The organism is Nitrosomonas sp. (assembly GCA_031316255.1).
Taxonomy (GTDB): domain Bacteria; phylum Pseudomonadota; class Gammaproteobacteria; order Burkholderiales; family Nitrosomonadaceae; genus Nitrosomonas.
Genome location: JALDQW010000001.1, coordinates 1,697,246 through 1,720,402 on the forward strand (window position 1 = coordinate 1,697,246; position 23,157 = coordinate 1,720,402).

Here is a 23,157-nt window from a genome sequence, read left to right on the forward strand (position 1 = left end):
GATGCTCTGTGAGGCTACGGGATGCAGATAAAGGGAGTAATAATAATGCATTCTGAGAAATCTCGAGGAGATGTAGTGAAAGGCAGTGAAGGAATCGTCATGTTATTAAATTAATATCACACGAAACAAACGAAGGGAGAGTCTAGTGAGCAGAACAGACGAAATTATAGCGGCGGCGAAGATGCCGCCGGAAGCGGTTAGGATGTCCAGATACATTGATGCGGTGTATTTTCCAATTCTGTGTATACTTTTGGTAGGTACATTCCACATGCACTTTATGCTATTGGCAGGTGACTGGGATTTCTGGTTGGATTGGAAAGACCGTCAGTGGTGGCCGGTAGTGACACCGATTGTAGGCGTTATGTATTGTGCGGCATTGATGTACTATCTGTGGGTAAACTACCGTTTACCGTATGGTGCGACCTTATGTATTGTTTGCCTGTTAATAGGTGAATGGCTGACGCGTTACTGGGGTTTTTACTGGTGGTCACACTATCCGATCAACTTTGTATTGCCATCGACAATGATACCAGGCGCATTGATGCTTGACACGATCTTGTTGTTGACAGGAAACTGGTTGGTTACAGCATTGATTGGTGGCGGATTCTGGGGATTGTTCTTTTATCCTGGCAACTGGCCGATATTTGGTCCAACCCACTTACCGGTGGTTGTAGAAGGCGTATTGCTTTCAGTAGCTGACTACACGGGATTCTTGTATGTACGTACAGGTACACCGGAATATGTTCGATTGATTGAACAAGGGTCACTGAGGACATTTGGTGGACACACCACGGTGATTGCGGCGTTCTTCTCGGCCTTTGTATCCATGCTGATGTTCTGTGTATGGTGGTACTTTGGCAAAATCTATTGCACCGCGTTTTACTATGTTAAAGGCGAAAGAGGCCGTATTTCAATGAAGATGGACGTTACGGCATATGGTGAAGCAGGATTTGCAGAGAGGATCAAATAATGAAAATAAAGAACATCTTTAAGCTTGGCGTCATGGGATTGTATGGCGCAGCGATAGGAGCCGCGACACTGGCGTTGACAGTAGCGGTAGACGTGACACCGGTAGCGGCGCATGGTGAACGTTCACAGGAGCCATTTTTGCGTATGCGTTCCATCCAATGGTACGACATGAGATGGGAGCCTAAGGTCACCAAGGTGAACGACATTGCGACCATGTCAGGAAAGTTTCACCTGGCGGAAGACTGGCCCCGTGCGGTTGGCAAGCCGGAGCGTGCGTTCTTCAACGTTGGTAGTCCGAGTCCGGTATTTGTTCGTTTGAGCACCAAGCTGAATGGCGAACCGATGTTCATATCAGGGCCGTTGGTTATTGGTCGTGACTATGAATTTGAAGTCAAGCTGAAAGCGCGTATACCTGGCCGTCATCATATGCACGCGATGGTTAACGTAAAAGACGCAGGACCGATTGCAGGGCCTGCATCGTGGATGAACATCACAGGCAACTGGGATGACTTTACCAACCCTATCAAGACACTGACAGGCGATACTATTGATACAGAGACCTTCAACTTTGCCAATGGTATATTCTGGCATCTTGTATGGACGGGTCTGGGCATATTCTGGATTGGCTATTATGTAGCACGTCCGATGTTTTTGCCACGTAGCCGTGTATTATTGGCGTATGGTGATGACCTGTTGTTGGATCCAATGGATCGTAAGGTAGCGTGGGCGGTAGCGATACTGACCTGTACGTTGGTATGGGGTGGTTATCGTTATACGGAAAGCACCTATCCATATACGATTCCGATTCAGGCTGGTGAGTCCAAGATAGATCCACTGCCGATTGAGCCAAACCCGGTAGCGATCAGAATAACGCATGCTAACTATGACGTACCAGGGCGTGCATTACGTATTACCATGGACGTTACCAACAATGGTGATACAGCGATCAACATTGGTGAGTTCACGACAGCGGGTGTACGTTTTGTAAACGCGCTGGGCCGTGAGCATCTTGATCCTGATTATCCGAGAGAGCTGGTTGCAACAGGCTTGACATTGGATAATGACGCAGCGATTGAGCCAGGCGAGACCCGTGAAGTCAAACTGGAAGCTAAAGACGCATTGTGGGAAGTGCAGCGTTTGATGGCTTTGTTGGGTGATCCGGAAAGTCGTTTTGGTGGATTGTTGATGACATGGGATGAAGAAGGCAACCGTTACATCAACAGTATTGCTGGAGCGGTAATCCCGGTCTTTACGAGACTCTAAAAAGTAGACAAGCAACAACGCCGGTACACCACTGTCGCAAGACAGCCGGTGTACCGGCTTTTTTATTGAAATGACTTCAGTGCTGGCGCAAGCGCAAATCGTTTTACCCACGCTTTTTAGCAAACATAAAAAATCCGCTGGATGTGATATTCAGTTTTACTTTGGCGATGATTGAATAAATAGTTTGACGGTTAGAGTTTATCGCGAACATTTATGTTTATTGTCGCATCCTCGGAAATTCGTTATAGCAACCTAAATATTTTCCTTTCTCGATTCGATCCAACTTGAATCTTTTGTGTACGGTAGCTCGAATATATTTCAACGCAGAGATCAATTGCAGAAATTACTTTTACCAACCGTATAAATATATTTCGTATGAATCTTACTGCAGATTTGAAATCACTATTAGAATTGCATTGAAAAAACAATCGAGTTATCTATTTTGTAGTGACTAAAGAATTAGGACGGTCATTTATTAGCGAAATGTATCGAATGTATTTACAAGGAACCATGTTGAGAATGTGACTTATATGTGGTTTTATATCGATTGTGTCGAGCATTCAAATGTATAAGTATAAGGATATAGATTCAATATCGAATTGACTTATAGACTTCGATAACAATGTAGCTTATTTCGTTAAATGGAAAAATATAAATGAGTACAAATGATCAGTCTAAGGGTTTGCATTATCTGTGGTGGTTATTGGTGGGTATTACGACAGGTGCGCTTATATATTTACTAAGCCCAATTTTGACACCATTTTTGCTGGCGGCTGTGATTGCTTATATTTGTAATCCAATGGTTACACGTATGGCTGAATATAAAATTCCACGAACACTGGGCGCGGTCTTTGTCATGTTGCTTTTAATCGGTGTATTTGCAGCATTGATTTTGGTTATGGTGCCTTTATTTGAAAAAGAAGCAAGACATTTAATTGAAAAAACACCGATCTATTTTGATATTATAAAAAATCAGTTTATTCCATGGCTTGAATCGCATATGAATTTGAACTTGCAATTTGATCTGAATTCGATTAAGCAGGCCATGTCTGGACATTGGCATAGTGCGGGCGGAATGGCGGCAAAATTGTTGCCTTCACTAACAAGTGGCGGTATGGCGATTGTTGAATTTTTTGTTAATCTTTTGTTGGTCCCGGTAGTATTGTTTTATTTGCTCCGTGACTGGAATCAAATAGTAAAACAGTTTGATGAAATGATACCCCGTTATTGGCATAATCAAGTTGTATCCTTGGCGAAGGAAACTGATCGTATTTTGGCTGAGTTTCTACGGGGGCAGTTATCTGTAATATTTATAATGAGTATCTGCTACATTACCGGTTTATGGCTGGTCGGTTTGGAGTTTGCCTTACCAATCGGCCTTGTGGCTGGTATTCTAGTTTTTGTGCCCTATTTGGGAATGATAGTAGGGTTGACCCTGGCAACATTTGCTGCACTTATGCAGTTTCAGGGATGGGCGGGCGTTATCCCGGTATGGATTGTATTTGCAATTGGTCAGTTACTGGAAGGCATGCTGATTACACCTTGGTTAGTCGGCGATAGAATAGGCTTGCATCCCGTAATGGTTATTTTTGCATTACTTGCGTTTGGGCAATTGTTTGGCTTCTTTGGCATTCTTTTGGCGTTGCCTGTAAGTGCTGTTTTACTGGTTTGGTTGCGACATATTCAATCACACTATTTGGAGAGTGATCTCTATATAAAATAATGAAATTGTTAATACGATATCAACTTGATTGTGTAGAATAAATTTTTATCGAGCGTGTATGCATTTATTCTTCAAATGAAACAATTATTACTAGATATCAGGTTGCCAACTGTGCCTTCATTGATTAATTTTGTGCCGGGAAGTAATCATGAATTAGTGCAATTGTTAAAAAGAATTCTTGTGAATCAAGAGAAAGAGCGTTTTGTTTATATTTGGGGAAAAATAGGTTGCGGCAAAAGTCATTTATTACAAGCCGTGGTTGAGTACTATATCCAGATAGAACGCAAGGCTTGGTATTTCCCCGGTGAAATAACACAAGAGTCTCAGTTAACGGATGATCTTGGATGTTTAGCAGTCGATGATGTTGAACGATTGGACAATGACGCTCAGATCCAATTATTCAAAATTTATAATCAATTACGTAATGATGGAAATGCTTACTTATTGGTAAGTGGAACTGTGGCGCCGTCACAGTTAAAACTAAGGCAAGATTTAGTTACCCGTTTGGGATGGGGGTTAGTTTATCAGGTCCATGAATTAACTGAAGATGAAAAAATTAAGGCAATGCAAAATCATGCGATTGAACGAGGATTTGATCTGAGAAAGGAAATTTGTCAATATTTACTGCGACATACTCAACGTGATTTACCTTCATTATTGATGATTCTAGATGCATTGGATCGATATTCTTTGATCCAGAAACGACAAATTACCATTCCGTTATTAAAAGAACTGTTACAAGGCGTTTCTTAACCGATTTAATTATTATGAAATTAGCATTATTTGATTTGGATAATACCTTAATCACAGGTGATAGTGATTTTGAATGGGCGCAATTTTTAATTGAAAAAAAAGCACTAGACCGTGAACTGCACGAAGCGCGCAATTTGGAATTTTATGAGCAATATAAAGCAGGCACTCTGGATATTCATGAATTTCTGGACTTTCAGCTCAAACCTTTATCGCGGCATCCACGAAGTCAGTTGGAAACTTGGCGGGCCGAGTTTATTAAAAAAAAGATCAAGCCACTGATTGCGCCGGGTACACAGCAGTTGATAGAAGGTCATATGTTGGATGGGGATTTGTGCATTATTATAACCGCAACAAATAGTTTCGTGACAGCGCCGATTGCACAGACTTTGGGGATCAGTAACTTGATTGCCACAAACCCTGAAGAAAAAGACGGCGAGTTTACTGGGAAAGTTTCTGGCACACCCTGTTTCAGGGAAGGTAAGATTGAACGTCTTGAAGCATGGCTGGACCATCACAATCTTACATGGTTATCCTTCTTGCAAAGCTGGTTTTATAGTGATTCACTGAATGATTTGCCATTGTTAAGCAAAGTTACGCATCCAGTAGCTGTCGATCCTGATGCGACGTTAAATAAACATGCGTTGGAAAATGACTGGCCTGTTATCAGTTTGCGAAAGGCATAGCATGTGCATACTTTGGAAAATTGTGTATTTATATCGATGAAGGTAGGAGTCTGTTGACTGCGTCCGATTTATATGATGTGCTAGGAATTTAAGGTCTGTTTATACAATTTTGCAAAAGTATCGCTAACGTATGCTATTTGTTCAGTGGTATGTGCTGCATTAACACTGCATCGAACCAGGGATTTTCCGTCCGGGGCTGCGGGCGGTAGAATTAAATTTACGTAAATATTATGTTCCAGTAGCCTTTGCCATAATTGTAGCGCTTGGCGTGGATTATCCAGAATAGCTGCAATAACAGGTCCCGGTTCCGGGCCAAGTGAGTAGCCAGTCGCTTCAAGTTGTGTGTAGAGTTGAGTGCAATTTTTCCAAAGTTGTCTGCGCAAGTCGATGCCATCTCGCAGCAATTGTAAAGCAGCACGTGTTGATGCGATTGTTGCGGGAGAGGGCGATGCCGTGAAAATATAGGGATGGCTGACATAGCGTAATTGGTCGAGTTGAGGATGATTGCTCACACAAAATCCACCTATGCTACACAAACTTTTACTGAATGTGCCTGTGATAAAATCAATTTCTTTCAGCAAGCCTGTTTTTTCTGCCAAGCCTTGTCCTTTCTCGCCAAGAACACCCAGGGAATGCGCCTCGTCAAGCAATAATGTGCAGTTGTATTTGTTTTTCAGATGGACAATTTCTGCCAAAGGTGCTTGATCGCCCAGCATGCTATAAATACCTTCAACAATAACCAATGTGGTTTCAGTTCGCTCGCCCAAACGGCGCAGCCGTTTTTCCATATCGGTCATGTCATTATGTTTAAAACGGATAATTTCTGCTCCACTCAGAATACAGCCATCATATATACTTGCATGGGAGTCACCGTCGATTAATACGGTATCACCAGGTCCAACCAAACCAGAAATGGTGCCGAGGTTGGCTTGATAACCCGTGGTAAACACAATTCCGGCGCAACACTCATAGAAATCTGCAAATTCACGCTCAAGTGCACGATGTCCGTAATAATTGCCATTGGCCATTCTTGATCCGGTTGTACCTGTGCCTTCTTTATCAAGCGCTTGATGTGCTGCCTGAATACACTCAGACGAAAATGTTAGGCCCAGATAGTTATTTGTACCGAGTAAAAGAACACGGCGATCACCAATTCTTGCTTCGGTTGCGGAATATATTTCTTCAATTGGTATCCCAAATGCGCCAACACCGTCGGGTAATAAAGCCTTTCTTTTGGTTGCTGCCGCGTCAAGTTTCTCAAGTAAATTCATTTAGTGTGCAGATTTGATTTTGGATATGAGGCTTGCGAGTTCATGAACTGTTTGCACATCAGCCAATGCATTGATTGGAATTGAAATGTCAAAGGTATCTTCAATTTCCATAATCAGATTAAGTAGTTTGATTGAGTCAATTGATAATTCGCTGATAAGGTTTGTTTCAGCTGTGATGGTGACTTCTGAAGTTGTTAAACTGCTTAAACGGTCGCAAAGTAGTTGCATGATTTCATCGTAGTTACTTTCTGTCATAAATCATAGAGCCCTCGAGCCTCTTGTTAAACGATTAATGGTAATGATTCATGCAAATGGATATTTGGCCGCCATTTTGGCAATGCATGAATCAGCGCAGTATTATCACATACCCAGTCATGATGCTGCAGTTCTTTAACCTTACCGGGTGTTAACATAGGCGAATAATGAAAAATGCGCGCAAACCAAAGATTGGCTATTGCTACATTTCTAATTAAGGTATGCGGGATAATTATACAACGAACCGGCTTATTCCAGACCTTCTGAGCTAAATTAGCTAAGGACTCGAAACTGTAGCCATCAGGCGTACCGTCATCAAGTTCGAAAATATCTTTGCACGGGGTCTTAGCCTTCAGCCAAAGACTTATGGCCGCGACTAGATCATCAACATGAATTAATCCGAATCGATTATTCAATTTTCCCACAACAGGAAGCAATCCTTTACTGGTTGCTTTGAAAAGCGGTTTTAGCTCTTTGTCGCCAGGACCATAAACTGCGGTTGGCCGAAAAATTGTCCAGGATAGTTTAGCGGAATGATTGATAACTACCTGTTCCGCTAAAAACTTGCTTTTGGCGTACCAGGATAATTCTGGCTGTCTGGCAGCCAGTGACGAAATAAGTAAAAAACGTGGAAGTCTGTCTTGCTGATTGAATTTACTTAAGGCGTTGAGTAGATTTTTCGTTCCTGTGACGTTTGTTTGCACAAAATCATCAAAAGAGCTTCCTCTTACTGCGCCTGCACAGTGTACGATTGCTGTAACTTCTCGAGTCAGTCCTTCTAGTGCGGATAGATTACTTAAATCGCCTTGTATCCATTCTATAGACTCTGAAGCTTCCTGTTTTTTACGCGTTAACGCTTTGACTTTCCAGCCTTCACGGACGAGTGTATTAATTAACCTGTGACCAATAAAACCAGTAGCACCCGTTACTGCTACCAATTTTTGCATGATGAATTATCGATCCCCAGACTCAACAACAGAAAGTTGGTCATTCAAGTTTGTTCGTTGAATATACCCCTGGCGTGCAGCAAAACGTGATAATTTACCTGAAGAAGTTCTTGGCAAAGTATGAGGCGGCACTAGTTCAACAACACAGTTAACACCAAAAGCCATATAAACAAGTTGTTGCAAGCGTTTTATCAATGAATGGCGTTCAGTCAAGGATGTCAATCGACATTCAATGACCAATACAATGGTTGTTGTGCCGTCTGTATCATTAACGCCAAATGCGGACGCTTCTCTTGATCTAATTTCTGGTTGCTGTTCAGCAAGCTCTTCGATATCCTGGGCGCGTATATTGCGTCCGTTAACAATAATGACATCAGTTCTGCGTCCGGTTATGTATAAATCTCCTTTATACAAAAAACCGATATCACCAGTGTCCAACCAGTTGTCTGGTTTTAGTGCTTTCCGTGTTTCTTCAGGATTATTAAAGTAACCTTTCATGATACTCGCGCCCTGAACGAGCACGCTGCCGACCATTCCATCTTCTAGTTGCTGTCTATCTTCGTTAACAATTTTTACTGTATGTTCAGGAAGAGGGCGTCCACAGTTTACAAACTCATTATATTTGCGACCACCAGCCTGCAATTCGACAGCCATTCTTTTGTCAATGAGTGTTTTGCTGTCAATTTGTACGCTGCTAAAACCGCTTCCTGTTTTTGAGAATGTAACTGCCAGTGTCGATTCGGCTAGACCGTAGCAGGGTAAAAATGCGCTATCGTTAAAACCAGCAGATGAGAATTTTTCTGCGAAGTTTCTTAATGTATCTGGGCGAATCATTTCTGCACCGATACCTGCTGCACGCCAACTACTTAAATCTAGATCCTTTAAGTCTGATTCGCGTACACGCATCGTGCAGAGTTTCAATCCAAAAGGTTGGCTAAAAGCAACAGTGCAGCGATTTTGACTGATCAGTCTTAACCATTGCAACGGGCGTATTGCAAAATCTCTCGTAGCCAGATAATCAACAGACAGTTGCGTGACCATGGGCGCTAAAACTAAACCAACCAAACCCATGTCATGGTAAAAAGGTAACCAGGAAGCAGAGCGATCACCGGGCCTGATTTCCAGTCCATTGCGAACAATTCCCTGCAGGTTGCACATCAATGCCTTTTCGGTTATGACGACACCGCGCGGCATACGCGTGCTTCCCGATGTAAATTGCAAATATGCAACTTCATCTGGACTATTGGATTGCAATGTGATTTCTTTTGCGGGTAGTTCGTTTAATTGCGCAGGTGTTCCAAACCATTTGATGTGTGTTGTTTTTTCGGCAGCTTCTTTTAGAAAATTGATATAGTCAATATTTGCAAAAGCCAGACTCGCATGACTACTTTCCAGCATTCCCTTCAATTGCTGCACATAAATTCCATGACTACCTAAATTTACCGGCACAGGCATTGCAAAAGGCACCAGTCCAGCATAGCGACACGCGAAGAATAACTCGATAAATTCAGGTGATGTGTCTGCAATGATGGCAACCCGATTGCCTCGCTCCAGATTAAACCCGGACAGACGCAGCGCTAATTTGCGTGCGTTTTTTCTGAGTAAGCTGTAAGGTAAAACGGAATGCAGTTTACCTTTAGCGTTATAAAAGTTATATCCCGTCTTGCCTTGTGCAGCATATTCGAGTGCATTGGTCAAGGTGTCAAACCCTGCCAACTGTTGCGCAAGTGAATTGCGTGTAGGTGTTGGTATAATTTGTGATTCGCTTGAAGGCTGAAAATCAAACGCTTGCGTTAGCGGAGCGTTCAACTTGGTTATTGTCGAACTCAAGATCTTCCCCTCGAAGTAATATAACTTGTACTTTTCATCTTGCTTCCTATAGCAAGGTATTCTGATAGTGCGCGCCAACCCTGATCATTGCCCTTACTGATTCTTTAATTGCTGGCAGGAAATTCCTATTCAAATGCTGACCGCAGGCATTACTAATCCTTATAATGTGTGTCATATTCGACCAAAGCGCAGCTTATATAAGGTGGTTTTTCCTGTCAAGGCAATATTCGCCGGGTGTTGTACTAAAACAACAATCGCTTTCGGCCGAATAAACAACCCTAAGGTCATATTTTGATCCACATATTGGCAATACGAAAAAAGTATTTTAGTGTGTAAGTTTGAATGATATAAGTCAGGTGTATCATATCGTGGTGATGTAACTTAATTCAATAATTCGACAAGTGACATGAATGATAAGAGAGTTTTTTAAAAATAAATTACCTGTTATGGCTTGAATTGCCGCATGAAAGCTTGATCAATATGGTTTTTCCAGTGCCAAACCCATTTTCCCTGGAAAAAAATAGCACCACGCGAAGCGACCGCGTAGCGATCTCCTGTTGTTAACAAACTCAAAAAGTTCTGCTGGGGTCTGAATGGAACAAGTGGTTGGTGTTGAAGTGTGGCTATAAGGTTTTTAAACAATACCGGCCCTTCCCGTACTGCAAAGACGCCTGCTTTTGGTAGTGAACGTGGCATAAATGAAACGCTGTCGCCGGCAGCAAAAATATCTTGGTGAGAAGTGCTGCGTAAAAATCGATCAACTTCGATAAAACCATGTGCATTACATTTTAAGCTGCTTTTCGCTGGCCATGGATGTGCACCTGCGTGGATAGCCCACACTGTAAAGTCGTATTGAATGGACGTTTCATCCTGTAAATGAAGTTGATGTCGGTTTATTGCTGTTACGTGGCTGTTTCTGATAATTGTTATATTGAGCGATTGCAAATAGTGTAGAAAAAAATTTTGTACTGCCGGGTTGTGAGAAGGCAGGATTGTCTGGTCTGCGCATATCAGCGTAAACGCAGCATTAATTGAAGTGGTGCTTTGCAGACGATAATACATGGCGAGCAATACTTCTACACCCGCAGCGCCACCGCCGACAACAACAATGCGTTGTTTATGTTTTGATTCGGAATGCGTGCTGAGCCATTCAGACCATTGATTTAGAAAATCCTTGACGGGCTTGATTGTGCTGCCAAAGCTGTCTGCGCCTTGAATATCATCAATTGCAGGCCGGGAACCAATGTTAATGGAGAGTAGGTCGTACTTGACAGGCCTGATCTGAGTGCAGTGTATGGTTTTTAAATCGGGGTTAATCATTTCAACAGTGCTGCTGAGGAATTGCACGCCAGCCCAATTGCAAAGGCGTTGCAAATTGATATGACAATCCTCAAATGAATAATGGCCGGCAATCAAACCGGGCAGCATACCGGAATAAGGCGTATAAATATCGGGGCTCACTAAGGTGACGCGTGTGTCGGCGATGGGTTTTTTAATCCATTGCTTGATAACCGTAACATGACTATGTCCACCGCCAATCAGACATAAATGCTTTTTACAAGGAGAAAGCGCCTTCATTTTTGGATTAAATAAGTTATTATGATTTGATAAGAATAAAAAAATTGGTAATTTGTTGCAATATAAATTAGTCTATATTGGTTAGGGATCGAGTTTAATGTTTTCTCTTTAAATGGTTAGATAACACATTGAGCAGATTCCAGTTTGTTTTAAACATTTAAATATTGGATTTATGCAACATTACAAACTTGTTACTAAGTTTCCATACGTACGGAGGGTGTCAATGAAATCAAGCAAAATCAGAATACTATCAACAAGCGTTGCGCTTTTATTCAGCGCCGGACTATTATCCGGCTGTGGTGATGAGCCGGACGAGGCAGTGACCCAGAGTAATGAAATCATTATGGAAGAGCCGATTCAGAGTATAGAAACGATCATTGAACCTGAACCTATAACCAGCTTTGAAGATGATGACTTCGAATCATACGGCAATATCGATCTGGAGGAAGAAGGCGGGTCAAATTCTGTAGAAGGAATTCTGGGCGAATTGTCTGATGCGGCAAGTGAAACCATCGATGCTGCCGAGGAGACAACTACCGAGGCTGCCGATACTTTGGTAAATATCATAGACGAGAATATTACTGACGCTGGTGATGCTATTGCTGGTTTGCAGGAAGGCGTTTCGTCTGAAATTGATACGGCAATCGCCGAGCCAGTTGCTGACATATTTGATGATGGTGAAGAGGTTGTTGCGGCTACGCCAGATTTAATTCGCCGTGTTCAGCAAGCGCTGGTTAAGGCGGGCTACAATCCGGGCCCTGTTGATGGTATCAGTGGGCCAAGAACATTAACAGCCATTAAAGACTTTCAGCAAGGAAACAATCTTGCTGCTGGCGCGTTAACCAAGGAAACTCTGCGTACACTTGGTGTGGATTTTTAGGACTAGATGTATTGGTATGTCGAGGGTTGCTCAAGGTTTTTTTTTCCTTGGAAACCCTTGTCGGGTAACTTATTACGCTCAACTGGATACAGTTGAAACTTAGGTCAAGTCAACGACGGTTATGTAAGAGTGTTGTTTTCATACAAATCATTCAGGACAGGCTGTTTTCAAACAATCATTATTAATTGATCCTATAGTTTTTTGCAGGCATTGTGTTGAAACAAGAGTCAGTTTTACGATACGTATTTAGTTTCAAGGCAAGTTTAAGCTATAATTCAGCAGAATTCTGGAACACTTAATGTCAGCACAATTCTTGGTTAAGTACGTCGGTCTGATTAATTTTACAATCATGTACTGGGCTCGATTGTTTCTTTGCAATTGAGTTATCAGGAACCGGAATTGTAATTGCCACTGTTGTGTTTCTGGTTCGTAATCAATTTACTATAGTAGATCAACTGAAGTTTTTGGAGGTTTTCCCATGGGCGTTCCCTTACGTCAACAGATTGCGGTAGGTAGCTATTTGATCAAGCAAAAAATTAAAGGTGTAAAAAAATACCCTTTGGTTTTAATGCTCGAACCATTATTTCGCTGCAATCTGGAATGTGCGGGGTGTGGAAAAATAGCGCATCCGGAGGAAATTCTGGACAAGCGTTTATCTTATGAAGAATGTATGCAGGCTGTAGATGAATGCGGCGCACCAATGGTATCGATTCCAGGGGGTGAGCCACTACTGCATAAAGAAATGCCACAGATTGTTGAGGGTATTATCAAGCGGAAAAAGTATGTATACCTTTGCACTAATGCATTACTGCTAAAGAAGCGGATTAGTGATTACCGGCCCTCGCCCTATCTGACATTTTCGGTTCATCTTGATGGCCTGAAGGAGCGGCATGACGCTTCCGTATGTCAGGAAGGTGTGTTCGACCGTGCGGTGGAAGCTATCAAACTGGCGCTTGATAAAGGATTTAGAGTTACCATTAATTGCACCCTGTTTCAGGGTGAAACGCCTGAGGACGTTGCCGAGTTTCTGGATTATGCAATGGCATTGGGTGTAGAAGGTGCTACTATTGCCCCCGGGTTCAGTTATGAGCATGCGCCCAGGCAGGATGTTTTTATTAAAGGTGCAGATACCAAGAAACTCTTTCGCGGTATTTTCGAACTGGGGAAAAAACTAAAGCGTAAATGGCGTTTAAATCACTCGGCGCTCTATCTTGACTTTCTGGCGGGTAATCAAAGTTACAAGTGTACGCCTTGGGGAAATCCAACACGAAATGTTTTCGGTTGGCAAAAACCCTGTTACTTGTTAGCAGATGAAGGTTATGTAGCAACTTTTCAGGAATTGCTCGACAGTACGCCATGGGATAAATACGGAAATGCGAGTAACCCAAAGTGTGCTCAATGCATGGCGCATTGTGGTTATGAAGCAACAGCCGTTGAAGATACCCTGCGCCATCCTTGGAAAGCATTGGTAACTGCTGTCAAAGGCCCCAGAACATCTGGGGACATGGTTGCAGAGCCTATTCCGCAATGGATAACAAAAGAAGGTAAAAAAGAAAAAAAACTGGCAGATATTCCTGTCACAATTTCCAATAAGTAGCCTGATGTGGCGCTTGGCAGTTTGTTAACAAAAGTGCCTTGAAGGACCTTGTCAGGTAAGTTTCATGGTTGATCTGCCATTGACGGGATTGATGTTAGCAGTAATGCTTGCTGCTGCTTTTGGTGTTGTTAGCTGGTGGGCGATTTTGTTGTTCCCCTGGCGTCCAGCGAGTACTGAAGAGCAGATAGAGCCAACAGCGGAAATTCGATTGGATCAGAGCCTGCTTGATATTACGGTGTTGATTCCGGCGCGAAATGAAGCGCAATTTATTCAGTGCACGCTTGATGCTGTCAAGGCGCAGGGTGATTTGAGTATCATCGTTATCGATGATCAATCTGCTGATGATACCGCACAACTGGCACGTGAGAAAGGGGCGAAAGTGATTACAGGAACCACGCCACCGCCAGGTTGGAGTGGAAAGTTGTGGGCACTTGAACAGGGTTTGCGGGAAGTGCGGACGCCATATACATTATTGCTGGATGCTGATATTGCATTATCCCCCGGTATTATCGCCACATTGCGGGAAAAGGCGAAAACCGAAAAACGGGTGCTGGTATCGTTAATGGCAACACCACCTATGGACAACGCCATAGAACGCCTTCTTATGCCTGCATTCATTTTCTTCTTTAAATTGCTTTATCCATTTGGCCTTGCAAACAAACCAGCATCGCATATGGCTGCTGCCGCAGGTGGATTTATTCTGGTTGAAACACAGGCACTTCGTTCAGGAGGCGCTTTTGGTAGTCTCCACGATGCGCTGATTGATGATTGCACATTGGCTGCGCGTATAAAACATGCTGGTGGAAATATCTGGATAGGGCTGAGTCATGCTGCTCGCAGTTTACGTGGCTATTATGATCTCCGGACTATCTGGGATATGGTGGCGCGAACAGCTTACACCCAGCTCAATTATTCACTGATTCTGTTGGCTTTATGCACCATTATGATGGTGTCCATGTTCTGGATTGCGCCATTTGTATTTTTATTGCTGCCTGAACAGAAAACTTATATGATCAGTGCTTTAACATGGTTGGCAATGTTTTTAGCCTATAGGCCGATTTTAATTTATTATTTTCGTTCACCATTCTGGGTATTTGTGTTGCCTGTTGTCGGCGCTTTGTATCTTGCCATGACATGGACCTCAGCAATTCGTTACTGGCATGGTGAGCGAGCTCGTTGGAAAGACCGTCGCTATGAAAGCAAAGCAGAAAACTAAAAATCTATTATGGATACTGGTGCTGGTCAGTATCATGGCGTTATCGTTATTTTCTTTTTCATTAGCCAGTGCTGCCGATACGGATGAACCTGAACCTGATCCAAATAGCGCACACGCTGCAGTGTATGATTTGCAGCAATCCTTGTTAAAGGCAATGCATGAAGGTGAGCAACTGGGTTTTTCGGGACGGGTGGAATTTTTAACCCCCGTTGTTAACCGAACGCATGATATTGAACTGATCATTAAAACAATTCTCGGTGCAACACTTTGGCATGAACTTGAACCGGAACAGCAGAATTTAATTATTGAAACGTTCCGTCAACTGAGTATTGCCACATATGCTGGACAATTTAAGCAATATGGCGGCGAACAATTCCAATTTATCGAGCAACGTGACTTGCCGCGGGAACAGAAACTTGTTCGGAGTCAGCTCATCAAGAGTGACGGCGGTACTGTCAACTTTGATTACGTTCTGCACAAACTGGGGGAACACTGGTTGATTATTAATATTCTGTTTGACGGCGTCAGTGATTTGGCGATTAAACGTAGTGAATATCGATCAATCATGCAACGTGAAGGATTTCAGTCACTGATTGATATGCTTGATATTAAAATTGCTGAGGCAGAAGACGGCGAATAATTTTCACCATGAGTATGTATAAAAGAATATAAAAGAAAAGGATATTTGTGGAAGTATCGAACGGAGCAAGCTACCGTTTTTTTGCACGCTGGGCTGCATTTTCCTATCAAAAGGCCATCTGGATTGTTTTTCTAGCCATTGTCGTTGCAGGAGTCAGTATTGTTTATACCGCGAATAATCTGGGTGTACATACCGATACCACGGACATGCTTTCTGAGGATGTGCCGTTTCGGGTAAATCACAAGCGTTACAAAGAAGCTTTTCCGCAATACGAGGATGCATTGTTATTGGTCGTGGATGCACCTACACCTGAACAAGCGCATGCTGCCGCTAAGCAGTTGACTGTGCATCTGCAGTCAGACAATAAACATTTCTATGAAGCGAGTTATCTTAGCGGTGATCCATTCTTTGAGCGAAATGGCCTGCTCTTCAAAAGCATTCCTGAACTGGAAAAAATAACTGATCGTCTGGCCGCCGCCCAACCTTTGATTGCGCGTTTGGCCGAGAACCCGGCATTGGACACTTTTGCATCAGTGTTGACCGAAGCTGTAGATGAGATCAGAAATGGCAGAAATCTGGATCTGGAGGCGGTTTTCAATGGTGTCAGTAGTACACTCGCTGCTCGACTTTCCGGTTCGCCCCATGCGTTATCTTGGCAAATACTTCTGGACGGCGACAAGCAAGTCGATCAATATCAGGAGCTTATTCTGGCTCGGCCCAAACATGACTACGCGCAGCTGTTTGCTGCCGAGCAATCTTTGCGGGCGGTTCGCGAAGCAGCAGCAGATATTGGGTTAACGCAGGATGCGCCGGAAAATTTACGTATAACAGGCGAAGCAGCGCTTGCTTATGATGAGCTTCACAGTGCCATGCGGGGTGCGCAGGATGCAGGTGTTCTGGCGCTGGTATTGGTCATAGTGGTCTTGCTATTGGCGTTGCGTACTTTCGGTGCCATTATGACGGTCATGTTCAGTCTTGTTTTAGGGCTTCTGCTGACAGCAGCTTTTGCGACTGCCGCCGTGGGCCATTTGAATCTGATTTCAATTGCTTTTGCAGTGCTTTATATTGGTCTGGGCGTCGACTATGCCATTCACTTTTTATTGCGGCATGAAGAAACCAGAAGAACCGGTCAGCCAGTTATCAAAACGTTGTCCACGGCCAGTGGCGATATTGGACGGGCCTTGATGATTTGTGCGGTGACGACTGCTATTGGGTTTTATGCGTTTATACCGACAACGTATGATGGTGTGGCGGAACTCGGTTTGATTTCCGGCTCAGGGATGGTAATCAGTCTGTTGGTAACATTGACTATCGTACCAGCCTTGCAACGTTTTTTTCCAATAAGGCCGATCAAACCGCTTATTTCAATTCGGCCAGTGCATACAGCTCTGGAATGGCCGTTACATGCGCGAAGAAGTGTTTACGTTATTACGGCTGTCGCTGTATTGTTTTCTGTCATTGTGCTGCCGCAAATCCGGTTCGATTATAACCTGCTCAATCTGAACGATCCTCGCACAGAGTCCGTAGAGACATTCCGAGATTTGCTGGAAAATGCTGAGGATTCACCCTGGCATATTATTGCGCTCGCAAATGACCGTGTTGAAACCGAAAGGCTTGTGGAACAGTTATCCGGGCTGCCGGAGGTCGATAAGGTTGTTACAATTCTGGATTTTGTTCCCGGTGATCAGGAAGAAAAAATCCGGTTAATTGAGGAGATGGCGATGACGCTTGGCCCGATTTCGTTTGTACCGGTCACGCAAAACGAGATTGATGTTCAAGCGCAGCGTAACGCTTTACAGAATTTGTACAATGCGTTAAGTGGTTTTCTCGTTGAACACCCCGCGCATGCTGCCGCAAACGCTGCGCGTGACTTGCAGGTCTCTTTGACAAACCTGTTGTCACAACTTGATAACTTGAGTGATCGCAACGCGCAGGTGACGCTGTTACATGCCATTGATCGGGACTTGCTGGAATTGCTGCCGGTGTCGATTCATCGCCTGCAACTCGCACTTGAAGCAACGCCTTTTAGTCAGCAGGACGTTCCTGAATCAGTCAAAATACACTGGCAAAGCAGCGATGATATCTATCGTATTGCAATTTATCCCACTGAAAATATCAATGATAATGATGCGCTGAAACGATTTGTACGTGCCGTACAGAAGATCGCGCCCGGTGCTACGGGCGTGCCGGTTATCAGTCTTGAGGCGGGGAAAGCCGTTGTCGATGCATTTATTCATGCTTTCTCACTGGCGTTGATTGGTGTTGTGGTGGCTTTATTGCTACTACTCAGGAGTGTGAAGTCGACCGTGCTGGTTTTAGTGCCGTTGTTACTGGCGGCGTTGTTTACCGGCGCAGTAACCGTACTTTTGGATGTGCCATTCAATTTTGCCAATGTGATCGCCTTGCCGCTAATACTCGGCATCGGTATAGATTGCAGCGTGCATATGGTGCACAGGAGCTGTAATGCCGGAGAAGCGTATGAAAATCTGTTGTATACAAGTACCGCGCGTGCTGTTTTTTATAGCGCGCTAACTACAATGGCTGGATTCGGCAGCCTGATATTTTCACAACATCAGGGAACGGCCAGTATGGGATTGCTGTTACTTGTTGGCGTAATACTGACTTTGATTTGTGTTTTAGTCATTCTGCCCGTTCTTTTGCATGCTTCAGCGCATAAAAAAACCGGTTAGCGCGTGCCGCAATTCAAATTATGGATTCTTTTATATGTTCTTGCGCTCTAGTGCGGCTGCAAAAAAGCCATCAGTCTGGTGCTCATACGGCGACAATTGAAGATATTTGCCTGTATTCACAGTGATTCCTTGTTCTGTCATTAATTCGGAACAGTTGAGGATGTTGAATTCGGAGTTTTTTGACTTGAATTCTTCAATAATTTCCTGATTTTCTTCGGGAAGAAAACTACAGGTTACATAGACCAGTCGTCCGCCTGGTTTGAGTAGAGCGGCGGCGGCTGACAGAATCGCAGCCTGCTTTTTTCTTAATTCAGCTATGCTTTGAGGTGATTGACGCCATTTGAGATCCGGATTTCGTCGTAATGTGCCGAAACCACTGCAAGGCGCATCGACAAGCACCCGGTCTATTTTTCTTGATAAACGTTTAACCTTGATGTCATTCTCGTTTGTAATACGCTGAATATGCACATTGGATAAGCCCGAGCGTTTCAAGCGCGGTTTTAGATTATTAAGCCGTTTTTCATTAACTTCAAAGGCATATAGTCGACCTTTTGAGTGCATCAATGTTCCAAGCAGCAATGTTTTTCCACCTGCTCCGGCACAAAAGTCGACGACCATCTCACCCCGTCTGGGTGCCAGTAAGTAACCCATTAATTGACTGCCTTCATCTTGTACTTCAATTCTGCCAGACAGGAAAAGTGGATGACGATTAATAGCAGGTTTTTCATGCAGGCGGATGCCGCAAGGCGAAATGGACGTCGCCTCCGCCTGAATGCCATCTTTCAAGAATGTGTCGAGAACGTGTTCACGTTTTGTTAGAAATGTATTTACGCGTAAATCCAGTGGTGCCGGGTTTTGCAGAGAAAGTCCCAGTTTAAGAATATCGGCATCATTCATGGAGTGCCTCAGTTTCTCAATTAACCATTCCGGAAATTCTGCCTGAATTGCCATCGGCTGGGCATCCATTTTTATTGCTGTTATAGAGGACAACCATTTTATCTCAGACTCGCTGGCCCATCCTTTCAACTGGTTTAAATCAACGTCCTGAAACCGGACCAAGTAGGCGAGTAACAGCGACCGGGGTGTCGCAGAATCGATAATATGTTCCAGGAACAGTCGGTGGCGCAAAATACCGAATGTTGTTTCCGCAACAAAAGCGCGATCGTGAACACCAAACTTTGGGTTTTCTCTAAAAAAACGCCTTAGTAACGCATCGGCCGGAAATTCAAGTGGAAGCAATGTGCGTAGGGCGGTGACTGTTTTATCCAGTTGCGATGGAATCAAATGCATTTTTTGTGAATTATTTTAATGGCTGCAACAAGAATAGTTGTCGATGTTGCCCAAGTCAATGCTGGCAATCATTTTATCAACTTCGAGGCCATCTGTTTCAACGGATTGAATACGTACAGGTATCATATGATAACGAGGAGCAAGCCATATTTTTCTTTGCATTTTGTCTTGTTTTGTATGCAGTTTTGTGAGCAAGATGGTTTCTAATTCACCTAAGGGTGTGTTGAGCTTTTCTTGACTGACCTTAAACTGTATTAACTGTAAACCGCGTCCATCGGTTACATAGATTTCCAGCAATTCGCCCGGTTGAAGGTTTGCAGGTGATGAGAAAATGAAACTGTACGATAGGCTTAAGCGATCAAGCGTGCCTGAGGCGAGGGGTTCCACTGTTTCTTTATCTTCATGTCTGAGGGTTAAAGTCTGGTTTTCCCAGTCGAACAGTGCCAGGCTGGGTTTGTTATTTGTGCGCTGATCAGAGTAATAGGTTGGCTGCAAGCCTTTCTTGGTTACGGTGCCGCGGCTATTTCGAACAATATTGCCGGGCTTGATGACCTTGAAGATACCGGTTGCCTGTGCATTACTGCTGATGTTAAATGTATGCGTATCACTTTTCTGGCTGATATCGACAATTTCATTCAATTCGCCATGCCCGATGCCGGTATGAACGGTATAACTGATATGAATGCGTGCAGGTATTTTATCTGCAATGTTTTCTTCTGTCTTTTTTTCCGCTGCAAGGACTGTATGCTCAATTCCCCAAAACATGAAAAGTACTAGAAAAAATTTCATTCCTGCAATCCTGGTGAATAGGCAACCCAATCATGAACACGGGCGTCGTTTACTACTACAGTACGAGCCGAAAGTTTGAGCTGACCTTGTAGAAACCAGCGAACAGCTTGAGGGTATATACGATGCTCCTGTTGCAACACGCGTTCGGCCAGTGTGTTATCGGTATCATTGGGAAATATTGGGACGGCTGCTTGAATCACAATAGGGCCATGATCGAGTTTCGGCGTTACAAAATGCACGGTGCAACCGTGAATTTTTACGCCTTCCTGCAATGCACGCTGGTGTGTCCGCAGACCTGTAAAAGCGGGTAACAATGACGGATGAATATTCATTAGTCTGCCCTGATAACGCAGAACAAAACCGTCAGTGAGAATGCGCATAAAACCGGCAAGCACGATCAGAACAGGCTGATAACTGTCAATTTCTTCGGCCAATGCTGCATCAAATGTTTCGCGATCAGAAAAAGTGCGGTGATCAATGCTTGCTGTCTGTATGCCTAATTCTGTTGCTGTTATGAGGCCTTCTGCATTCGGATTGCTGCTGATAACCACGATACGATCGACTGGCAATTTGGCCTTAAGTAATGCCTGCATATTGCTGCCGCGTCCGGATATCAGAATAACAAGCGTTTTCATAACAAATCTTGCAACACTGCGCTTAAATAAGGACAACAGCAGGCTGTTCCGGAGTGTGATGTTTTATTTCGCCCATGTGATAAGCGATTTCTCCGTTCTCTTGCAGACATTTTATGGCGGCTTCTGTCTGATCGGCGGCAACTATCGCGACCATACCAATACCACAATTAAATACACGGAACATTTCCGCTTCATCCACATTACCCAGTTGTTGCAGCCAGTGAAATAGCGGAAGTATTTCCCAGGCTTTTTTGTGCAGTACTGCGGCAGTATTGGCCGGTAAAATGCGTGGCAAGTTTTCAACTAAACCACCTCCGGTGATGTGCGCAAGACCTTTAACGGAAACCCGTTTTATTAATGTCAGCAACGATTTTGCGTAGATTCTGGTTGGCGCCATTATGGCATCGCTGATGGGTTTGCCATGAAAATCTTGTGATAAATCAATCCGATTATCGTTGATAATTTTCCGGATCAATGAATAGCCGTTGGAATGTGCGCCATTCGAAGCAAGGCCAATTACAGCATCGCCCGGCTGTATAGTTGAACCGTTTATAATCTGGTCTTTTTCAACGACACCCACTGCAAATCCAGCCAGATCATATTCACCCGCAGGATACATATCCGGCATTTCTGCTGTTTCACCGCCAATCAATGCGCAGCCCGCTTGCTCACAACCGGTGGCGATGCCACTGACAACAGCCGTTGCAGTATCGACATTGAGTTTGCCGCAGGCATAGTAATCAAGAAAGAACAGCGGTTCAGCCCCAAAAACCAAAATATCATTGACACTCATTGCAACCAGGTCAATACCGATGCTGTCATGCTTGTTCAATTGAAATGCGAGTTTTAGTTTGGTGCCAACACCGTCGGTGCCGGATACCAGCACCGGATTTTGGTATTTCTTGGAAATCTCAAATAAAGCGCCAAATCCACCGATGCCGGTCAATACTTCGGGACGCAAAGTGCGTTTGGCGAAAGGCTTGATGTTGCGTACGAGTCGATCGCCGGCGTCGATATCGACACCGGCATCACGATAGGAAAGCGGCGCCGTTGAAGAATGCGTTGAACTATTATTGTCAGAATGATGAGTGGTCACGTGTTAATTTGCAATTGCAGTATGTATATTTTTATCAGCCGTTATTTTACAGCAAATATACCGCGTTCATCTTCTGTTGTTTTAACGCTTTAAATTACCCAAATTTCAAAGATGTGTTTATGGAAGCTTTTCATATTTATTCCTTGCGGTCTGATCTGTTACCTTAGTTTGTGTAAGATCGCTTGTATTGAGCGATTTTGTAGCTCATTACCCTCAAAACAATGAAAATTATGAATCATCAATGATGGCGGCCGCCTCGGTGACCACCTCCACGGTGTCCGCCGCGAGAGTGTGAAATTTTACTTCCGAAGTGTCCGTGACCACCTCTGAAATGATTATGACCTCCGCGGAAGTTATGCCCATGTCCGCTCCGATAGTGTTTATGCCCACCCTGGTAATACCTGTGTCCTCCAGAATACCTTTGATTACCATAAAATGCTGGTTGATACCCGTAGCTGCTCCTGACACCACTATAATATCCTGCTCCTCCATAATAGGGCGGAGCAACACAGCCGCTGAGTAAAAGTGCAGCAATAACGACAAAAAAGATTAAAAATTGTTTTGTATTCATGATCACTCTCCTTTATGTTCTATATGAAATCGATGCATTAATTTTTTACTGTTTGTTGTTCATGACTAAAATTTTATGTTCTTCAAGCTGAATCATGGCTGAACATAAAATGTTTTCTGCGCTAACTGATTTAAGCATTTCGTGTTTGGAGAACTGAGCACTGAATACGGCGTGATATGCTGTCCATGAACAAAAGTCCAATTGTTACACGGTGCGGTTAATTGATAAATTTGGTCGTCAAGTCTGATAAGCAATCGCCGATTGACTGACGACTGGAATTTTTTATAAATCGAATAAGACAGTATATGGATAAACAGGATATCAATCCGAATTGGGTGAAACAATATAATGCGCCTCAATACGGCAGGCACAAGCCAGGATCAAATGATTTGTGTAAGAACAAACACACATCAATAGTAAAAATTACTTTTATCTGGCTTGCCATAGGCCTGACCATTTTGGCCGTTTTCAAAAATTACAA

Annotated in this window: 20 protein-coding genes; 10 read left to right on the forward strand and 10 right to left on the reverse strand. The window is 43.6% G+C overall.

The genetic code is table 11. The features are described from left to right. The first annotated feature begins 145 nt into the window (after positions 1 to 145). From MRK00_07635 to MRK00_07655, 5 genes are all read left to right on the forward strand, one after another. Entirely contained in the window at positions 146 to 970 is an 825-nt protein-coding gene (locus MRK00_07635; GenBank protein ID MDR4517241.1) for a methane monooxygenase/ammonia monooxygenase subunit A, read from the forward strand. Further along, positions 970 to 2,232 (forward strand): methane monooxygenase/ammonia monooxygenase subunit B, encoded by a 1,263-nt coding sequence (locus tag MRK00_07640; protein ID MDR4517242.1) that lies wholly within the window; start codon positions 970 to 972, stop codon positions 2,230 to 2,232. The genes MRK00_07635 and MRK00_07640 overlap by 1 nt, the downstream gene beginning before the upstream one ends. 655 nt (positions 2,233 to 2,887) lie before the next feature. Then, positions 2,888 to 3,955: an AI-2E family transporter gene (locus MRK00_07645; GenBank protein ID MDR4517243.1), complete on the forward strand. Its 1,068-nt coding sequence runs from the start codon at positions 2,888 to 2,890 to the stop codon at positions 3,953 to 3,955. A gap of 75 nt (positions 3,956 to 4,030) precedes the next feature. Next, positions 4,031 to 4,708 (forward strand): DnaA regulatory inactivator Hda, encoded by a 678-nt coding sequence (gene hda / locus MRK00_07650; protein ID MDR4517244.1) that lies wholly within the window; start codon positions 4,031 to 4,033, stop codon positions 4,706 to 4,708. Between the two features lie 14 nt (positions 4,709 to 4,722). Then, entirely contained in the window at positions 4,723 to 5,391 is a 669-nt protein-coding gene (locus MRK00_07655) for an HAD-IB family hydrolase (protein ID MDR4517245.1), read from the forward strand. Positions 5,392 to 5,471: 80 nt separating this feature from the next. Here MRK00_07655 and MRK00_07660 read toward each other — a convergent pair whose 3' ends face one another. From MRK00_07660 to MRK00_07680, 5 genes are all read right to left on the reverse strand, one after another. Then, positions 5,472 to 6,662 carry an aminotransferase class I/II-fold pyridoxal phosphate-dependent enzyme gene (locus tag MRK00_07660; protein MDR4517246.1) on the reverse strand — a complete coding sequence of 397 codons (1,191 nt, stop codon included), beginning with the start codon at positions 6,660 to 6,662 and terminating at the stop codon, positions 5,472 to 5,474. Next, on the reverse strand, positions 6,663 to 6,917 hold the full coding sequence (locus tag MRK00_07665; GenBank protein ID MDR4517247.1) for an acyl carrier protein: 255 nt from the start codon (positions 6,915 to 6,917) through the stop codon (positions 6,663 to 6,665). 26 nt (positions 6,918 to 6,943) lie between these two features. Continuing rightward, the gene (locus tag MRK00_07670; GenBank protein ID MDR4517248.1) at positions 6,944 to 7,864 is read right to left on the reverse strand and encodes an NAD(P)-dependent oxidoreductase; all 921 of its coding nucleotides are present in this window, start codon (positions 7,862 to 7,864) and stop codon (positions 6,944 to 6,946) included. 6 nt (positions 7,865 to 7,870) lie between these two features. Continuing rightward, positions 7,871 to 9,694 (reverse strand): fatty acyl-AMP ligase, encoded by a 1,824-nt coding sequence (locus MRK00_07675; protein MDR4517249.1) that lies wholly within the window; start codon positions 9,692 to 9,694, stop codon positions 7,871 to 7,873. A 444-nt stretch (positions 9,695 to 10,138) separates the two neighbouring features. After that, a complete protein-coding gene (locus tag MRK00_07680) occupies positions 10,139 to 11,272 on the reverse strand; it encodes an FAD-dependent oxidoreductase (protein ID MDR4517250.1) in 1,134 nt (377 codons plus the stop codon). Positions 11,273 to 11,495: 223 nt separating this feature from the next. On the opposite strand from MRK00_07680, the gene MRK00_07685 reads away from it, so the two are divergent. The 5 genes from MRK00_07685 (at position 11,496) to MRK00_07705 (ending at position 18,295) form a co-directional block, all read left to right on the forward strand. After that, complete coding sequence (locus MRK00_07685; GenBank protein MDR4517251.1) at positions 11,496 to 12,152, forward strand: peptidoglycan-binding protein; 657 nt, start codon at positions 11,496 to 11,498, stop codon at positions 12,150 to 12,152. Between the two features lie 478 nt (positions 12,153 to 12,630). Beyond that, positions 12,631 to 13,749 (forward strand): adenosyl-hopene transferase HpnH, encoded by a 1,119-nt coding sequence (gene hpnH, locus MRK00_07690; GenBank protein ID MDR4517252.1) that lies wholly within the window; start codon positions 12,631 to 12,633, stop codon positions 13,747 to 13,749. A gap of 64 nt (positions 13,750 to 13,813) precedes the next feature. Then, the gene (locus MRK00_07695) at positions 13,814 to 14,965 is read left to right on the forward strand and encodes a glycosyltransferase (GenBank protein ID MDR4517253.1); all 1,152 of its coding nucleotides are present in this window, start codon (positions 13,814 to 13,816) and stop codon (positions 14,963 to 14,965) included. Beyond that, positions 14,943 to 15,605 carry an ABC transporter substrate-binding protein gene (locus MRK00_07700; protein MDR4517254.1) on the forward strand — a complete coding sequence of 221 codons (663 nt, stop codon included), beginning with the start codon at positions 14,943 to 14,945 and terminating at the stop codon, positions 15,603 to 15,605. The genes MRK00_07695 and MRK00_07700 overlap by 23 nt, the downstream gene beginning before the upstream one ends. Before the next feature lie 47 nt (positions 15,606 to 15,652). Beyond that, positions 15,653 to 18,295 carry an MMPL family transporter gene (locus tag MRK00_07705; GenBank protein MDR4517255.1) on the forward strand — a complete coding sequence of 881 codons (2,643 nt, stop codon included), beginning with the start codon at positions 15,653 to 15,655 and terminating at the stop codon, positions 18,293 to 18,295. Between the two features lie 30 nt (positions 18,296 to 18,325). Here the strand turns inward: MRK00_07705 and MRK00_07710 are convergent, their stop codons facing one another. The 5 genes from MRK00_07710 to MRK00_07730 all read right to left on the reverse strand — a co-directional run bounded on the left by MRK00_07710 (position 18,326) and on the right by MRK00_07730 (position 22,639). Further along, positions 18,326 to 19,585 carry an RsmB/NOP family class I SAM-dependent RNA methyltransferase gene (locus tag MRK00_07710; protein ID MDR4517256.1) on the reverse strand — a complete coding sequence of 420 codons (1,260 nt, stop codon included), beginning with the start codon at positions 19,583 to 19,585 and terminating at the stop codon, positions 18,326 to 18,328. Positions 19,586 to 19,600: 15 nt separating this feature from the next. Then, a complete protein-coding gene (locus tag MRK00_07715) occupies positions 19,601 to 20,374 on the reverse strand; it encodes a DUF3108 domain-containing protein (protein ID MDR4517257.1) in 774 nt (257 codons plus the stop codon). Further along, positions 20,371 to 21,009 carry a phosphoribosylglycinamide formyltransferase gene (purN, locus tag MRK00_07720; protein ID MDR4517258.1) on the reverse strand — a complete coding sequence of 213 codons (639 nt, stop codon included), beginning with the start codon at positions 21,007 to 21,009 and terminating at the stop codon, positions 20,371 to 20,373. The genes MRK00_07715 and purN overlap by 4 nt, the downstream gene beginning before the upstream one ends. Before the next feature lie 22 nt (positions 21,010 to 21,031). Beyond that, entirely contained in the window at positions 21,032 to 22,105 is a 1,074-nt protein-coding gene (gene purM / locus MRK00_07725) for a phosphoribosylformylglycinamidine cyclo-ligase (protein MDR4517259.1), read from the reverse strand. Positions 22,106 to 22,333: 228 nt separating this feature from the next. Next, on the reverse strand, positions 22,334 to 22,639 hold the full coding sequence (locus MRK00_07730; GenBank protein MDR4517260.1) for a hypothetical protein: 306 nt from the start codon (positions 22,637 to 22,639) through the stop codon (positions 22,334 to 22,336). Between the last annotated feature and the right edge of the window lie 518 nt (positions 22,640 to 23,157).

Coding starts and splice junctions, on each gene's coding strand:
- MRK00_07640 (MDR4517242.1), top strand. CDS start 970: ATGAAAATAAAGAACATCTTTAAGCTTGGCGTCATGGGATTGTATGGC.
- MRK00_07645 (MDR4517243.1), top strand. CDS start 2,888: ATGAGTACAAATGATCAGTCTAAGGGTTTGCATTATCTGTGGTGGTTA.
- hda (MDR4517244.1), top strand. CDS start 4,031: ATGAAACAATTATTACTAGATATCAGGTTGCCAACTGTGCCTTCATTG.
- MRK00_07655 (MDR4517245.1), top strand. CDS start 4,723: ATGAAATTAGCATTATTTGATTTGGATAATACCTTAATCACAGGTGAT.
- MRK00_07660 (MDR4517246.1), bottom strand. CDS start 6,662: ATGAATTTACTTGAGAAACTTGACGCGGCAGCAACCAAAAGAAAGGCT.
- MRK00_07665 (MDR4517247.1), bottom strand. CDS start 6,917: ATGACAGAAAGTAACTACGATGAAATCATGCAACTACTTTGCGACCGT.
- MRK00_07670 (MDR4517248.1), bottom strand. CDS start 7,864: ATGCAAAAATTGGTAGCAGTAACGGGTGCTACTGGTTTTATTGGTCAC.
- MRK00_07680 (MDR4517250.1), bottom strand. CDS start 11,272: ATGAAGGCGCTTTCTCCTTGTAAAAAGCATTTATGTCTGATTGGCGGT.
- MRK00_07685 (MDR4517251.1), top strand. CDS start 11,496: ATGAAATCAAGCAAAATCAGAATACTATCAACAAGCGTTGCGCTTTTA.
- hpnH (MDR4517252.1), top strand. CDS start 12,631: ATGGGCGTTCCCTTACGTCAACAGATTGCGGTAGGTAGCTATTTGATC.
- MRK00_07695 (MDR4517253.1), top strand. CDS start 13,814: ATGGTTGATCTGCCATTGACGGGATTGATGTTAGCAGTAATGCTTGCT.
- MRK00_07700 (MDR4517254.1), top strand. CDS start 14,943: ATGAAAGCAAAGCAGAAAACTAAAAATCTATTATGGATACTGGTGCTG.
- MRK00_07710 (MDR4517256.1), bottom strand. CDS start 19,585: ATGCATTTGATTCCATCGCAACTGGATAAAACAGTCACCGCCCTACGC.
- MRK00_07715 (MDR4517257.1), bottom strand. CDS start 20,374: ATGAAATTTTTTCTAGTACTTTTCATGTTTTGGGGAATTGAGCATACA.
- purN (MDR4517258.1), bottom strand. CDS start 21,009: ATGAAAACGCTTGTTATTCTGATATCCGGACGCGGCAGCAATATGCAG.